Annotated in this window: 10 protein-coding genes; 6 read left to right on the top strand and 4 right to left on the bottom strand. The window is 72.7% G+C overall.

All coding sequences use genetic code 11. The annotated features are described in order from the left end of the window. Positions 1–184 precede the first annotated feature (184 nt). From ACU6P3_RS17150 to ACU6P3_RS17125, 6 genes are all read left to right on the top strand, one after another. Entirely contained in the window at positions 185–1849 is a 1665-nt protein-coding gene (locus ACU6P3_RS17150; RefSeq protein ID WP_447193085.1) for a protein kinase domain-containing protein, read from the top strand. A 468-nt stretch (positions 1850–2317) separates the two neighbouring features. Further along, positions 2318–2986, top strand: coding sequence for a hypothetical protein (locus tag ACU6P3_RS17145; protein WP_447193084.1), 669 nt, complete (start codon positions 2318–2320; stop codon positions 2984–2986). A 152-nt stretch (positions 2987–3138) separates the two neighbouring features. Then, positions 3139–3888: a PadR family transcriptional regulator gene (locus tag ACU6P3_RS17140; protein WP_447193083.1), complete on the top strand. Its 750-nt coding sequence runs from the start codon at positions 3139–3141 to the stop codon at positions 3886–3888. A 263-nt stretch (positions 3889–4151) separates the two neighbouring features. Further along, the gene (locus tag ACU6P3_RS17135) at positions 4152–4997 is read left to right on the top strand and encodes an ABC transporter ATP-binding protein (RefSeq protein WP_447193082.1); all 846 of its coding nucleotides are present in this window, start codon (positions 4152–4154) and stop codon (positions 4995–4997) included. After that, entirely contained in the window at positions 4994–7843 is a 2850-nt protein-coding gene (locus ACU6P3_RS17130) for an FtsX-like permease family protein (RefSeq protein ID WP_447193081.1), read from the top strand. Before ACU6P3_RS17135 ends, ACU6P3_RS17130 begins: the two co-directional genes overlap by 4 nt. A 101-nt stretch (positions 7844–7944) precedes the next feature. Continuing rightward, a complete protein-coding gene (locus ACU6P3_RS17125) occupies positions 7945–8490 on the top strand; it encodes a bacterial proteasome activator family protein (protein WP_344269219.1) in 546 nt (181 codons plus the stop codon). Positions 8491–8845: 355 nt separating this feature from the next. Here the strand turns inward: ACU6P3_RS17125 and ACU6P3_RS17120 are convergent, their stop codons facing one another. The 4 genes from ACU6P3_RS17120 to ACU6P3_RS17105 all read right to left on the bottom strand — a co-directional run bounded on the left by ACU6P3_RS17120 (position 8846) and on the right by ACU6P3_RS17105 (position 13681). Further along, positions 8846–9835, bottom strand: a complete 990-nt coding sequence (locus tag ACU6P3_RS17120) for an NAD(P)H-quinone oxidoreductase (RefSeq protein WP_447193080.1) — start codon at positions 9833–9835, stop codon at positions 8846–8848. A gap of 176 nt (positions 9836–10011) precedes the next feature. Beyond that, complete coding sequence (locus ACU6P3_RS17115; protein ID WP_447193079.1) at positions 10012–11124, bottom strand: potassium channel family protein; 1113 nt, start codon at positions 11122–11124, stop codon at positions 10012–10014. Then, positions 11088–12779: a molybdopterin molybdotransferase MoeA gene (locus ACU6P3_RS17110; RefSeq protein ID WP_447193078.1), complete on the bottom strand. Its 1692-nt coding sequence runs from the start codon at positions 12777–12779 to the stop codon at positions 11088–11090. Before ACU6P3_RS17110 ends, ACU6P3_RS17115 begins: the two co-directional genes overlap by 37 nt. Then, positions 12776–13681 (bottom strand): NTP transferase domain-containing protein, encoded by a 906-nt coding sequence (locus ACU6P3_RS17105; protein ID WP_447193077.1) that lies wholly within the window; start codon positions 13679–13681, stop codon positions 12776–12778. The genes ACU6P3_RS17110 and ACU6P3_RS17105 overlap by 4 nt, the downstream gene beginning before the upstream one ends. Positions 13682–13849: the final 168 nt, after the last annotated feature.

The following is a 13849-nucleotide window of genomic DNA, read 5'->3' as shown; positions in this document are numbered from 1 at the left end:
GGGACGCTTGGCATGCGTACGGTCACGGAACGGGCACCTGGCTTGACGTGTCCGGGCCCTCGGGCAGACTGGGCGCGTAATCTTGGCCCGATTTAACGGGGTCGTGTGCTGTCCGTCCGCCCGGCCGGTCGGACGGACGGCGCGTTCAGCACGGAGCGTCAGCGCGCCGAGGGGGAGCACAGTCATGAGCCAGCACGGCGCACAGGGCCGCTATGCGGGCGGTTCGGTCGCGGGGGGCCGCTACCAGCTCCGCGACCTGCTCGGTGAGGGCGGCATGGCGTCCGTCTACCTGGCCTACGACTCGGCGCTGGACCGTCAGGTCGCCATCAAGACCCTGCACACGGAGCTGGGTCGCGAACAGTCCTTCCGCGAGCGGTTCCGCCGCGAGGCCCAGGCCGTGGCCAAGCTGTCGCACACCAACATCGTCTCCGTCTTCGACACCGGAGAGGACGAGCTTGACGGTGCTCTGATGCCGTACATCGTCATGGAGTACGTCGAGGGGCAGCCGCTGGGCTCCGTGCTCCAGGCGGACGTCGCGCGGTACGGCGCGATGCCGGCCGACAAGGCGCTCAAGGTGACGGCCGACGTGCTGGCCGCGCTGGAGACCAGCCACGAGATGGGGCTGGTGCACCGGGACATCAAGCCCGGCAACGTGATGATGACCAAACGCGGTGTGGTCAAGGTCATGGACTTCGGCATCGCGCGCGCCATGCAGTCGGGTGTCACGTCCATGACGCAGACGGGCATGGTCGTCGGCACGCCGCAGTACCTGTCGCCGGAACAGGCGCTGGGGCGGGGCGTGGACGCCCGCTCCGACCTCTATTCGGTCGGGATCATGCTCTTCCAGCTGCTGACGGGGCGGCTGCCGTTCGAGGCGGATTCGGCGCTCGCGATCGCGTACGCGCACGTGCAGGAGGAGCCGCCCACGCCGTCCTCCGTCAACCGCGCGATCACCCCGGCGGTGGACGCGCTGGTCGCCCGCGCGCTGAAGAAGAACCCGAACGAACGCTTCCCGAGCGCGGAGGCGATGCGCGAAGAGTGCGAGCGGGTGCTGGGGGCGACCGGGCAGACGGCCGCGCCGGTGATCGTGCCGGGGCTGCCGCAGAACAGCGGCGCGGGGGTGGGGTCGGCGGTCTTCCCGCCCCTCGACCAGTCGGCACCGGCCCCCTCTCCGCACCCCAACGTGCAGACGCCGTACCAGCAGCCGGGCCCGTACGGCACGCCGACGCCACCCCCCGGCCACGGGACCGGCCCGGGATACGGCTATCCCCAGGCGGGCCAGGGCTACCAGGCCACCGCGCCGATGTCCCCGCCCCCGGTTCCCCAGCCGTACAACGTCACGCCGCAGCAGACGACCGCCACCGGCCACGGCGTCGGCGGCCACGGCACCGGCGGCGGAACGGGCGGCGGGCGGCGGACCATGCCGGTCGTCGTGGGCTCGATCGTGGTCGCGCTCCTGGCCGTGGGCGGCCTGATAGTGGCCCTCTCCGCGAACGGCGGCGACGGCGGCAAGGGCGACCCGAGAGCCGACCAGTCCGCCGGCGCCGACCCCGCGGGCCACCGCGATCCGGAGCGGAACCGGACGATCGACTCCGACAAGTGCACGGAGGCGCAGGACGACTTCTCGGACCCCACGAAGGTCCAGGCGCCCGACCTGCGGTACAAGGACATCCTGTCGGTGAAGGAGTGCCTGCGGGAGGCGGGCTGGACCTGGGCCGAGCCGAAGAAGAAGAACGACGGCTCCCAGGCGGAGGACATCGTGATCGAGCAGTTCCCGCGGCCGGGAGCGGCAATACCCGCCGATTCGCAGGAGTTCGAGCTGACCATCTCCACGGGCAACGCGGGCTGAGAGGTCGCGCGGATAGGTGGGGCGGCGTCGGACGCGGTGCGTCGCAAGGCCGAGGGGCACCCACGTACTGGATGTATTCGGGCGTTCCGACATCGCGACGAGGTGCCGTAGCCGTCGTCCGGCGCCCGCCGGGGACGTCGTCGTGCGCCCGCCGTAGCCGTCGTCGTGCGCCCGCCGGGGACGTCGTCGTGCGCCCGCCGGGCATTACGGGACAGCCCTTGGTGCGGCGCCGGGCACGGTTCGCCTTTGCGGGAGCGACGGCGGGCCGGCCGTCCCGCGCCGCTCCGGATCCTCCCCACATCGTTGCGCGAGCCTCACATAGCCCTTACACGGCCCCTCCGGGATCGCCGCGGGGCCATACAGGGCCCTCCGGGGTCACCGCGCCTCTTTTGATCCCGCCTCATCCTGACGTGTCTGTTCCGGAACACTCCGGATGCCGGAGTTGTCGCCCCGTGTGACGCTGAGTCGGTGACCTCAACGTTCCGCGCGTCCTGCGCGATCGCGGTCCTATCCGTCCTGCTGGCCGCGCCCGGCGCGAACGGCGGGGAGACGTCGCCGGCACCGTCCGCCGAGGGGCATCCGGCCACCGCCGTGCCGAGCGAGGCGCTGGCCGGGCACCCGGCCGGGGAAGGGCGGCAGCGGCCGGGGCGGCCGGAGTCCGGGGACGCCCGGCCGGGCGAGCGCCCGGGCGAACCGGTGCCGAGCGCGAGTCCGTCCGCGCGGCCGTCGGCCGCCGCCTCCCCCGCCCGGTCGTCCGCCGCGCCGGCCGCGTCCGGCGTGCCCGCCTCCCCGGCCGCCTCCTCCTCCCGTACGACCTCCCGCGTCACGCCCCCCGCCTCCGCCTCGGCGGGCGCGTCGCCGTCCGGCAGCGGTACGGACGACGGAGCCGCCACCGGGGAGACGGACGCGGGCGGGCCGCGGGACCTGGAGGCGGAGGAGTACCGGGAGGACGCCGTCCACCCGCCCGAACCGCCCTCCGCGCCCCGTGACCGGCCGTCGGGCGACACCGGCACGGTACGGGTGCGGGCGGTGGACGAGGCCATGACGCGCCCCGTTCCGGTCCTCACCCTGGGTTCCGGAATCGTGCTCCTCGGCCTGGGGGTCGGCTTCTTCGGGCTCCGGCTGCGACGCCGCTGACCCACCACGCCGCTGCCCCACCACCGCCCGAACCACCCCGGAACCGCTTCGTGACCGCCTGGTCCCGGCCCGGCGTCATCCTTGCGACGGACTCGCAAGGTCCCTCTCAAGTTGCTTGGCGGGCCGCCACATACTCGGTATACATACTCAGTATGTCGATACGTCACGGGCTGCTCGCCCTCCTGGAACGTGGCCCGCGCTACGGCTCTCAGCTCCGTACGGAGTTCGAGTCCCGCACCGGTGCCACCTGGCCGCTCAACGTCGGCCAGGTCTACACGACCCTCGCCCGCCTGGAGCGCGACGGGATGGTCGTCCAGGACGGCGAGGACGACGCGGGCCACGCCCTTTACGTCATCACGGACTCCGGACGCGACGAACTGCGGTCCTGGTTCCGTACGCCCGTCGACCGCGCCAGCCCGCCCCGCGACGAACTGGCGATCAAACTCGCCATGGCGGTGGGGGCTCCGGGCGTCGACATCCGGGAGGTCATCCAGTCGCAGCGTCACCACACGGTCAAGGCGATGCAGGACTACACGCGGCTCAAGGCACGGGCCCTGACAGTCACGCCCACGGACCGGGACGACGTCGCGTGGCTGCTCGTACTGGACCAGCTCATCTTCCAGACCGAGGCCGAGGCCCGCTGGCTCGACCACTGCGAACAGCGGCTGATCCGGCTCTCGCTGGTGATTCCGCCAGAGGCCGGTGACGCGACGGAGGACTCTCTCACCGACTCGCCCACGGACTCGCTCACGAACAGAGACTCAGGCTCAGGAACCCATACAGGCACAGGCACAGACACAGACGCCGTCACGGACACAGACACAGGCACGAGCGAAGACAAGGGCACGCGCCCGGTCGCCCGCGCGGGCGGCTCCCGGCCGGGCCGGACAGCCCGGCGGTAACCGGCCGGCCCGGGCGGTAACCGGCCCCAGCGGCAACCGGCCGGCCCGGTTCGCCGGCCGATGGCGCCGCGCCCTCCGAGCCGGCCCACCCGCCATCGGCCCCACCCCCGCCCCGGTGTCCGCCGCGCGGTCCGCTCCGGTGACCGCCGATGGCCCCCCCGGCGGGACGGGCCGGGCCCGCCCGTCCCGCCGCTCCCACGCTTCTACCGCACACCCAACCGCTTCGTACGCACCCCCGCGTACGCCAAGGGGAGAACACACCCATGCCTCGACACCCGCACAACGGCCCGCAGCACGGACCTCGGCCCGATGCCGACGCGCCGCACGCTTCGCAGCGCCCGTCGCCGCTCACCGCGGCGCCGTCGCCGAACTCGGCGCGCTCGGCCGACCCCGTCCTCCGGCTGGTGGAGCTGACGCGCGTCCACGGCAGTGGCGCCACCGAGGTACAGGCCCTGCGCGGCATCAACCTGGACCTCTTCCCCGGCGAACTCGTCGCCATCATGGGACCGTCCGGATCCGGCAAGTCCACGCTGCTCACCATCGCGGGCGGCCTCGACAAGCCGACCTCCGGCAGCGTGATCGTCGAGGGCACCGACATCACCACCACCGACCGCAAGAGCCTCGCGGCCCTGCGCCGCCGCAGCATCGGCTACGTCTTCCAGGACTACAACCTCATCCCGGCTCTCACCGCGGCCGAGAACATCGCCCTCCCCCGAGAACTCGACGGCATATCCGCGCGCAAGGCGCGTGCCGAGGCGCTGGCCGCACTCGAGGAGATCGGGCTCACCCAGCTCGCCGACCGGTTCCCGGACGAGATGTCGGGTGGCCAGCAGCAGCGGGTGGCACTCGCCCGCGCGCTCGTCGGCGACCGCCGGCTGGTCCTGGCGGACGAGCCGACCGGTGCGCTGGACTCCGAGACCGGTGAGGCCGTCCTCGCCCTGCTGCGGTCCCGCTGCGACGCGGGCGCCGCCGGCGTCCTGGTCACCCACGAGCCGCGCTTCGCGGCCTGGGCGGACCGGGTGGTCTTCCTGCGGGACGGTTCCGTGGTCGACCAGACCCTCCGTTCCTCCGCGGACTCGCTGCTCACCGGGCAGGCGGCCGACCTGTGAAGACCTGGTTCCACTCCTGGCGCGCCGCGGTGCGCATAGCCCGCCGTGACGCCTGGCGCTTCAAGGGACGCAGCTTCCTCGTCCTGGCCATGCTCACCCTCCCCATCCTCGGGGTGGGCGCCGCCGATCTGACGTACCGCAGTTCGGAGCTCTCCGTCGCGGAGACCCTGACCCGGGACATGGGCCGGTCGGACGCCCGGATCTCCGACCCCGAGCTGGGCGGCGCCCCGCTCTACCAGGGCCCGGACGGCAACGGCTACCGCCCGGTCGGAGACTTCGAGAACAAGCCGTATCCGGAGGGCCCCGCCGACCTCGAGAAGGGTGTCCCGGCCGGGGCCACCACGCTGGAGGACTCGACCGGGACGGGCAAGCTCCGTACCTCGTACGGTCTGCTCCCGACCGAGATCCGTGAGCTGAAGGCGTCGGACCCGATGGCCGAGGGCATCATGCGGCTCACCGAGGGCCGCTTCCCCCAGCGGAGCGGCGAGATAGCGGCGACGACTCACTTCCTGGAGGCCGGCAAGCTGAGCGTGGGCGACTCGGTCACCGCGCGGGGCCTCGACACCTCGTACCGGATCGTGGGGGCCTATGAACTGCCCAGCAACCTCAACACCGATCAGGTCAACGCGCTCCCCGGGACCTTCCTCGCGCCGCTCGACAAGGCGCTGAAGGCGGACGAACTGCCCGGCGTGGAATCCAGCACCACCCACCTGGTGAAGATCTCCGGTGGTTTCACGTGGAACATGGTCAAGGAGACCAACAAGCACGGCCTCGTCGTGACGTCCCGGGCCGTGGCGCTGAACCCGCCGGCCCTTTCCGATGTCCCCCTGTACCAGGAGGCGGGTGAGTCCCCGTACGACTCGGGCGGGGGGATCGAGGACGAAGAGATGGTGATCCTGGCCACCGTGGTCGGACTCGCCATGCTGGAGATCTGCCTGCTGGCAGGCCCCGCGTTCGCCGTCGGTGCCCGGCGCTCGCGCCGCCAGCTCGGTCTCGTGGGCGCCAACGGCGGCGACCGGTCGCACATCCGTGCCGTGGTCCTCGCGGGCGGCCTGGTGATCGGAGTGGCCTCCGCCGTGGTCGGCACGGTCCTGGCCTTCGGTCTCACCGTGGCCGTGCGCCCGCTGATGGAGGAGTACCTGGGGCAGCGCTTCGAAGGCCTCGACATCCGGCCGCTGGAACTGCTCGGCATCGCGCTCATCGCCGTGGTGACCGGCCTGCTCGCCGCGATCGTCCCGGCCATTACCGCCTCCCGGCAGACCGTGCTGGCCTCGCTGACCGGCCGCCGGGGCGTCCGCAAGAGCAGCAGGGTGCTCCCGGTGCTCGGGCTGATCGCCACCGCACTGGGTGCGGCGATCGCTCTGTACGGGACGACACTGTCCTCGCAGGTGACGCTCGTCGCGGCCGGCAGCGCGCTGGCCGAGCTGGGTGTCGTCGCGATGACGCCGGCGCTGGTGGGCTTCTTCGGCCGGGCCGGGCGCTGGATGCCGCTCTCGCCCCGGCTGGCCCTGCGGGACGCCGTACGGAACCGGGGGCGCACGGCGCCCGCCGTGGCCGCGGTGCTGGCCGCGGTCGCCGGGTCGGTGGCCGTCGCCACGTACGCCGCGAGCGACGACGCGGAACAGCGGGCCAAGTACGAGTCGTCCCTCCCGTACGGCGCGGTGTCCGCCGTCGTCGACGACGGCGACAGCCGGGACGTGCCGGCGGTACGCGACGCGATCCAGAAGAATCTGTCCATCGATGTCCGGGCCGATGTCGACCGTGTCCTGGTGGGCAAGGCCGGCTGTCGGATGTACTACGGCGGCGAGGACGGCTGCGGGAGCGTCGAGATCGCCGTCCCCAAGGCCAATGTGTGCCCGCTGTGGGCCCCCGATGTCCAGGATGCGGAACTGGAGTTCAGCGCGGCGGAGCGGCGCAAACTCATGAAGGATCCCCGCTGCGAGGAGAACAACGACTACAGCGGCATCGAGGCGGGCATCCTGATCGGCGGTCCCGAGGTGCTCGACGTACTCGGCATCAAGGATCCGGCGGCCAAGACGGCGCTGGCGGACGGCCGGGCCGTGTCGTTCAACAAGTTCAACCTCCAGAAGGACGGCAAGGTCGGGATCCGTCTGATCATGGACTCCGACGCGGCGCAGAAGGCGATCTCGGACGGCAAGGAAGCGCCGGGCGAGGTCAAGTCGATCGCGGCGCACCAGGTCAAGGGTGACCCCCGGTCGTACGGTGCCGAGGTCCTCATGACTCCGGCCACGGCCAAGGCGGCGGGCCTCAAGACCGCTCCGGTCGGCGCGTACTACTCGACGAGCACCCTGCCGAGCAGTGAGCAGCAGCAGAAGCTGAACAGCGACCTCGACAAGCTCGGGTCGAGCGTCAGCCTGCGGGTGGAGCAGGGCTACGTCGGCGACAGCAACACCACCCTGCTGGTGCTGACCGTCTTCGCCGGACTGATCACCCTCGGTGCCGCGGCCATCGCGACCGGGCTCGCCCAGGCCGACGCCGAGGCCGACCTGAAGACGCTGGAGGCCGTCGGCGCCCCGTCCCGGGTGCGCAGGACGCTCAGCGGTTTCCAGTGCGGGGTGGTGGCCACGATGGGGGTGGTGCTGGGCTCGCTGGCCGGCGTGCTCCCGGCGGTCGCCCTCCGGCTGACCGAGCGCCGGAGCGCCATGGAAATGTTCCAGGAGTCGCTGGACGAGGCACTGGGCACCCCCTCGTCGCCGTACACGCCGATCGTGATCCCCTGGGAGACGCTGGGCGGTCTGCTGATCGTCGTACCTCTGGTCGCCACTGTCCTGGCTGCCTTGGTCACCCGCTCGAACGGCTCGATGGGTCGCCGCGCCGTGACGTAGACGGCGCCTTCTGGCCGCGTGTCCGTGCCCCCGTACAAGGTGGATCACCTTCGTACGGGGGCACGCCACGTGTGGGCGACGGGTGCGCGACAATGGAGCGCATGGAGATGCCGAGGAACGAACGGTCGCAGGAGAGCCCCCATGTCCTCGTGGTGGGGCAGGACGGGATGGCGCTCGGCGGCGGGGGAGCCGACGACGAGGCGCGCGAGGTCCCGGTGACGGAGATGGTCGAACAGCCCGCCAAGGTCATGCGTATCGGCAGCATGATCAAGCAGCTGCTGGAGGAGGTACGGGCGGCTCCTCTGGACGAGGCGAGCCGGGTGCGGCTCAAGGAGATCCACGCCGGCTCCGTGAAGGAGCTGGAGGACGGGCTCGCACCCGAACTGGTCGAGGAGCTGGAGCGGCTCTCCCTGCCCTTCACCGACGAGGCGATCCCTTCGGAGGCGGAGCTGCGGATCGCCCAGGCTCAGCTGGTGGGCTGGCTGGAGGGTCTGTTCCACGGCATCCAGACGGCGCTCTTCGCCCAGCAGATGGCGGCGCGGGCCCAGCTGGAGCAGATGCGCCGCGCGCTGCCGCCCGGCTCGCTGCCAGAGGAAGAGGTCGGCGACCAGGGCCACGGCGCGATCCGGTCGGGCCCTTACCTGTAATTGCCCGAGGGCGGGCCCGTACCGCTGTACGACCACCTCGCCCGCGGGAAGCGGGTCTCGTCGTGGAGAGCGGGTCCGTCCGGCTGCCGTACCGCTGGAAGCGGCGCTCACCTGTACGTACGGGTACGGCGCGGGACGGGCCCGGCGCGACGGGCGCGGCCCGGGCATGGCGCGCGAGGCCCGGGCATGGCCCGCGGCCCGTCGGCGGCCCCTGCCCGCACCGGGTGCGCCCGGGCGTACGGGCCGGGCGGGAGCCGACCATTCCGCTCGCGCGGAGGCCCGCCCGCTCGCTCCGTCGTCGGCCGGTGATCGGCCTCCTCCGGCCTCGCTGACGGCCGGCCCGTCGGTCCGGCCGTCAGACCGCCGCGGGGGTGAGCAGCAGCAGCTTGCCGACGTGGCCGCCGGCCTCCAGCGCGCGATGCGCCTCGGCAGCCTGCTCCATCGGCAGTGAGCGGTCCACGATCGGGCGGATGTCACCGCCTTCGATGAGCGGCCACACGTGCTCCCGTACGGCCGCGACGATCGCGGCCTTCTCGGCCAGCGGGCGGGCCCGCAGCGAGGTGGCCGTGACCGCCCCGCGCTTGTTCAGCAGGGCACCCAGGTTCAGCTCGCCCTTCACCCCGCCCTGGAGTCCGATCACGGCGATCCGGCCGTTGACGGCCAAGGACCGGACGTTCCGGTCCAAGTACTTCGCCCCGACGACGTCCAGGATGACATCGGCGCCCGCGCCGTCCGTGGCCTTCCGGATCTCCTCGACGAAGTCCTGTTCGTGGTAGTCGATCAGGATGTCCGCGCCCAGTTCGGCACAGCGCGCCAGCCGGTCCGCACCGCCCGCCGTGACCGCGACCCGCGCGCCCACGGCCTTGGCGAGTTGGATCGCCATCGTGCCGATCCCGCTGGCCCCGCCGTGCACCAGCAGCGTCTCGCCCGGCCGCAGGTGGGACACCATGAAGACGTTCGACCAGACCGTCGCGGTGACCTCGGGCAGCCCCGCGGCCGTGGCCAGGTCCACCCCCGTGGGCGCGGGCAGCAGTTGCCCCGCGGGCACGGCGACCTTCTCCGCGTATCCGCCGCCGGCCAGCAGCGCGCACACCTCGTCGCCCACGGACCAGCCCGAGACGCCGGGCCCCAGCGCGCTGACGCGGCCGGCGCACTCCAGGCCCGGGTACGGGGACGAACCGGGCGGCGGATCGTAGAAGCCCTGCCGCTGGAGGACATCGGCACGGTTGACGGCGCTCGCGACGACCTCGACGAGCACCTCCCCCTCACCGGGCACGGGATCGGGGACCTCGGCCCAGACGAGTGCGTCGGGGCCGCCGGGTTCCGGAATCGTGATCGCATACATGGCCGCGAGGCTACTCCTCAACCCGGCCGGTGCCGACCGACGTTGGCGGGCCGACCACGGACGGACCAAGAACAACTCACGGGGGGCTCCATAAGGGGCTTCATGGGGAGTTCACAGACGGCTCAGGGACGGCTCACGGGCAGGTCGACGGCGCGTCAAGGGTGGCGCGCACCGTCTCAGTTCTGCTGCTCCGGGACCCCCGGGCTCTGGGCCCGGACGATGGTGATCAGGCGGTCGGTCAGCTGCAGCGGGCTCGCCGCGGGGTCGTCGTACCCGAGCAGCCGGTGCCCTCGCAGCACGCTCACCACCAGGTCATCCGTCTCCCGGACGCTCAGGCCCACCTCGGACTTTATGACCGGACGCTCGACCAGATCGAGGCCGCTGCCCTGCTGGATCAGGTCCTCCATCACCGTCCCGGCACTGGGGCTGAGGACCGAGAGGCCGAGCAACCGACCGGCCGCGCTCGCGCTGGTGATGACGGCATCGGCGCCGGACTGCCGCAACAGCGGCGCGTTCTCCTCCTCGCGCACCGCGGCAACGATCTTGGCGGTGCGGTTGAGCTGGCGCGCGGTCAGCGCGACCAGCACCGCCGTGTCATCGCGCTGGGTCGCGATGACTATCTGGCGGGCGCGCTGAAGCTCCGCGCGCAACAGCACGTCACTGCGCGTCGCATCACCGACCACCCCCACATACCCCTCCGCGTTGGCCGAGTCGATCACCTTGCCGGAGGGGTCGACAATGACGATCCTGTCCTTCTTGAGCCCCGTGGCCCGGAGCGTCTGCAGCGCCGAACGCCCCTTGGTGCCAAAGCCGACGATGACGGTGTGGTCACGCAAGTTGGACCTCCAGCGATTCTGTCGCCACTCCTCCCGGGTGCGCTCGGCGAGCACCTCCAGAGTCGTGCCGACCAGGATGATCAGAAAGCAGACCCGCAGCGGTGTCACGAGCAGCACATTCACCAGCCGGGCGCTGTCGCTGTACGGGACGACATCGCCGTAGCCTGTCGTGGAGAGCGTGACGGTGGCGTAGTAGACGGCATCGAGGAAATCGACCGAGTCGTCCGCGTTGTCGTGGTAGCCCTCCCGGTCGACATAGACGATGAACACCGTCAGGGCGAGCACGAACAACGCCATCAGCAGCCGCCTGCTGACCTGGAGCAACGGCCGCTGGACCTTACGGCGCGGCAGCTTCACCCGGGCCGCGACCAGATGTTCCTCGGCCTGCCGGGCCATCGCGTCATGTCCGGGCAGTTTCACGTGAAACACCCGCCCTCGGCCGAAGCCATCCATGGCAGATCCAACACGTCCAGCTCCTCACCACGCCGAGCCCCACCGGGCCGCACAACCGCCAGTCCATCGGCGACCGCGATACCCCGCAGCATGGCAGGGCCGCTGAAACGCAGGGGCACGAGCCCCTCGTCGCGATGCACGACGGGCACCAGGCGCGTGTCATGCGGATGGCCCTTGACCGCATCCCGCAGCTGTGCGCGGTACGGATCCCGGGCCGGCCGCCCCGACAGCGTCCGCAGAAGCGGCTCGGCGAGCGTCAGCAGTCCGGAGACCGCTGCAAGGGGATTGCCGGGCAGCCCGACAAGATGGCGCCCTCGGTCCAGCCGGGCCAGCAGCATGGGGTGACCGGGCCGTACGGCGACGCCGTCGACCAGCAGCTCCGCCCGCAGCTGGGACAGCACCGGGTGGACGTGGTCCACGGGCCCACCGGCCGTACCCCCCGTGGTGATCACCAGCTCCGCCGCCGACCGGGCGACCGCGCGCCGCAGGTCGTCCGCCGTGTCGCCGATCCGGCGGGTGGCGATGACCTCGGCGCCCAGCGAACGCAGCCAGGGCGCGAGCATCGGCCCCAGCGCGTCCCGGATCAGCCCGTCATGGGGCAGCCCCCGCGAGAGCAGTTCATCGCCGAGGACCAGCACCTCGACGCGTGGTCGCGGAACGGTCGGCAGCTCGTCGTACCCGGCCGCCGCCGCGAGGCCCAGGACCGCGGGGGTCACCAAGGAGCCGGCGGGCAGCAGCGGATCTCCCGACCGGCACTCCTGACCGCGCGGCCTGATGTCCTGGCCATGGGTCACCTCGCGCTCGGCGTGGAGATGACCGGTCCGGTCCGTACGCGCGTGCTCGGCGCGGATCACTGCGGTGGCCTCGGGCGGGAGACGCGCGCCGGTGGCGATACGTACCGCGGCGCCGTCGGGCAGCGGGTCGCTCCTCTCGTGCCCGGCGAGAATTCCCCGGTCGTCGGGGACCGCGGCCCCGGCCGAGCCCGGCCGAGCCCGCGGCTCGTCCGCCTCCGCCACCGGCGCGGCGGGCTGGACGGGCTGTACCGTCCAGGGGCCTGGGCCCGAGACGGCCCAGCCGTCCATGGCGGAGGTGTCGAAGGGCGGCAGATCGGTGAGCGCGGTCAGGGGCTCCGCGAGGGCGTGGCCCAGCGCCTGGTCGAGCGGCACCCGGCGGGCGCGGGCGACCGGGTCGGACCGTACGGCACGGGCGGCAAGCGTCCGGGCCGCGTCCCACGAACGGCGCGGACGGCCGCAGCCGGTCGCGGTGGCTCCACTACCGGCGGTTCCGGCCCCGGGGGCTCCGGCCTTGGGGGCTCCGGCGCTGGGAGTGCCCTGCCCCGCCGCCGTCGCTCGGCCGGTGCCGGAGGCTCCGGTGTTCCCTGCGCCGTGGGCCGCCGCCGCACCGGGCCCGCCCTCCGGGGCAGTGCCCGCCTCATGGCCGGAGCCGGCACCGAAGCCGGCTCCGGTGCCGGTCCCGGTGCTGTTCCCGGTGTCGGGGAGAGAGCCGGAGTCCGCGCCGTACCGCCGGCTCGCCCCCGAGCCCGTGCCGTCGTCCGGCCCGGTGCCTCGTCCCGGGCCGTACGTCGCGGCCGGCCGTCGGCCGACCAGGGCCAGTACGTCCTCGACCCCGTCGACCTCGCCGTCCTGGCCGGTCATCCTCGGCCGTCCTCCTTGGCCGCGGCACCGGCCCCGGGATCGGAACCGGTCCCTGGCCCGTCGGTGCCCTCTGCCTCCTCCGCCCAGCGCACGGCGAGTTCGGACGCCTTGCGCGCCGCCTCGGCGACCGCCGTGGGCCCGTCGCCGCCGGCCTTGGCCGCCGCGTAACCGACCAGGAAGGTCGTGAGCGGTGCGGCGGGCCGGGCGACACCGTGCGCGGCATCGCGGGCGAGATCGAGGAGGACACGGGTGTCGACATCCAGCTCGATGCCGAGTTCGTCCTTGACTGCGATGATCCATTCGTCCAGCACGATCCCATGCTCCCTGATGCGTGTGCGGGCTGCGGAGATGTCCAGCCAGGTGTCGCAGTCGAAGGACGCGAGCGGATCCGCGTCGATCCTGACCAGGTCCAGTTCGGCGGGCAGCAGGCGCAGCGGAAGCCCGCCCAGTCTCCCGTACTCCGTGGCCAGAAGGGCGAGTTCACGCCGGAGCGGCTCGGTGCGGTACGCGGCGACGAGCGGCTGGTCGCGGCCGTCGGGGTCGGTCAGCAGCGCGCCTTCCCGGCCCGACGAGCCGATCGCCGCGACCAGCCGTTCCACGGTCGGCGTCGCCAGGAAGGGCAGGTCGGCCGAGAGCACGAGCACGACCGGGGCGTCCACGCACCGCACCCCCGCGTCGAGCGCCGCCAGCGGTCCGCCGCCGGGCGGCTGCTCGCGGGCCCAGCGAACCGGCCGTGCCGTGGGTCGCCGGCCGCCCACGACGACCGTACGGGAGGCACCGGCACAGGCGGCGAGCACTCGGTCGAGCAACGCCCGGCCCCCTACCCGGACTCCGGGCTTGTCGACCCCGCCGAGCCGTTTCGCGGCCCCTCCGGCGAGCACGATGGCGTCATACGCGGTCATGCCAGAAGTATCGCCGCGCGGAGCCGTGCGAAGCACACGAGGTCGGCCCGTGACAGCGGGAGCGTGGGAGCCCCGGCCGGGACACGGTCGTGCGTCAGCGGCCGGTCCGGGAGAGGACCGACCGCGGCGACAGGGTCACCGGGGCACGCACCGTACGACGACGAGGAT

Source organism: Streptomyces hebeiensis (assembly GCF_052983195.1).
The sequence above is the reverse complement of the archived record's forward strand: the minus strand, read 5'-3'. Positions and strand labels throughout refer to the sequence as shown.

Excerpts from the sequence above, each read along its gene's own strand:
- ACU6P3_RS17105 (WP_447193077.1), bottom strand. The coding sequence starts at position 13,681 with ATGACCGCGTATGACGCCATCGTGCTCGCCGGAGGGGCCGCGAAACGG.
- ACU6P3_RS17120 (WP_447193080.1), bottom strand. The coding sequence starts at position 9,835 with ATGTATGCGATCACGATTCCGGAACCCGGCGGCCCCGACGCACTCGTC.
- ACU6P3_RS17125 (WP_344269219.1), top strand. The coding sequence starts at position 7,945 with ATGGAGATGCCGAGGAACGAACGGTCGCAGGAGAGCCCCCATGTCCTC.
- ACU6P3_RS17135 (WP_447193082.1), top strand. The coding sequence starts at position 4,152 with ATGCCTCGACACCCGCACAACGGCCCGCAGCACGGACCTCGGCCCGAT.
- ACU6P3_RS17140 (WP_447193083.1), top strand. The coding sequence starts at position 3,139 with ATGTCGATACGTCACGGGCTGCTCGCCCTCCTGGAACGTGGCCCGCGC.
- ACU6P3_RS17115 (WP_447193079.1), bottom strand. The coding sequence starts at position 11,124 with ATGGATGGCTTCGGCCGAGGGCGGGTGTTTCACGTGAAACTGCCCGGA.
- ACU6P3_RS17110 (WP_447193078.1), bottom strand. The coding sequence starts at position 12,779 with ATGACCGGCCAGGACGGCGAGGTCGACGGGGTCGAGGACGTACTGGCC.
- ACU6P3_RS17150 (WP_447193085.1), top strand. The coding sequence starts at position 185 with ATGAGCCAGCACGGCGCACAGGGCCGCTATGCGGGCGGTTCGGTCGCG.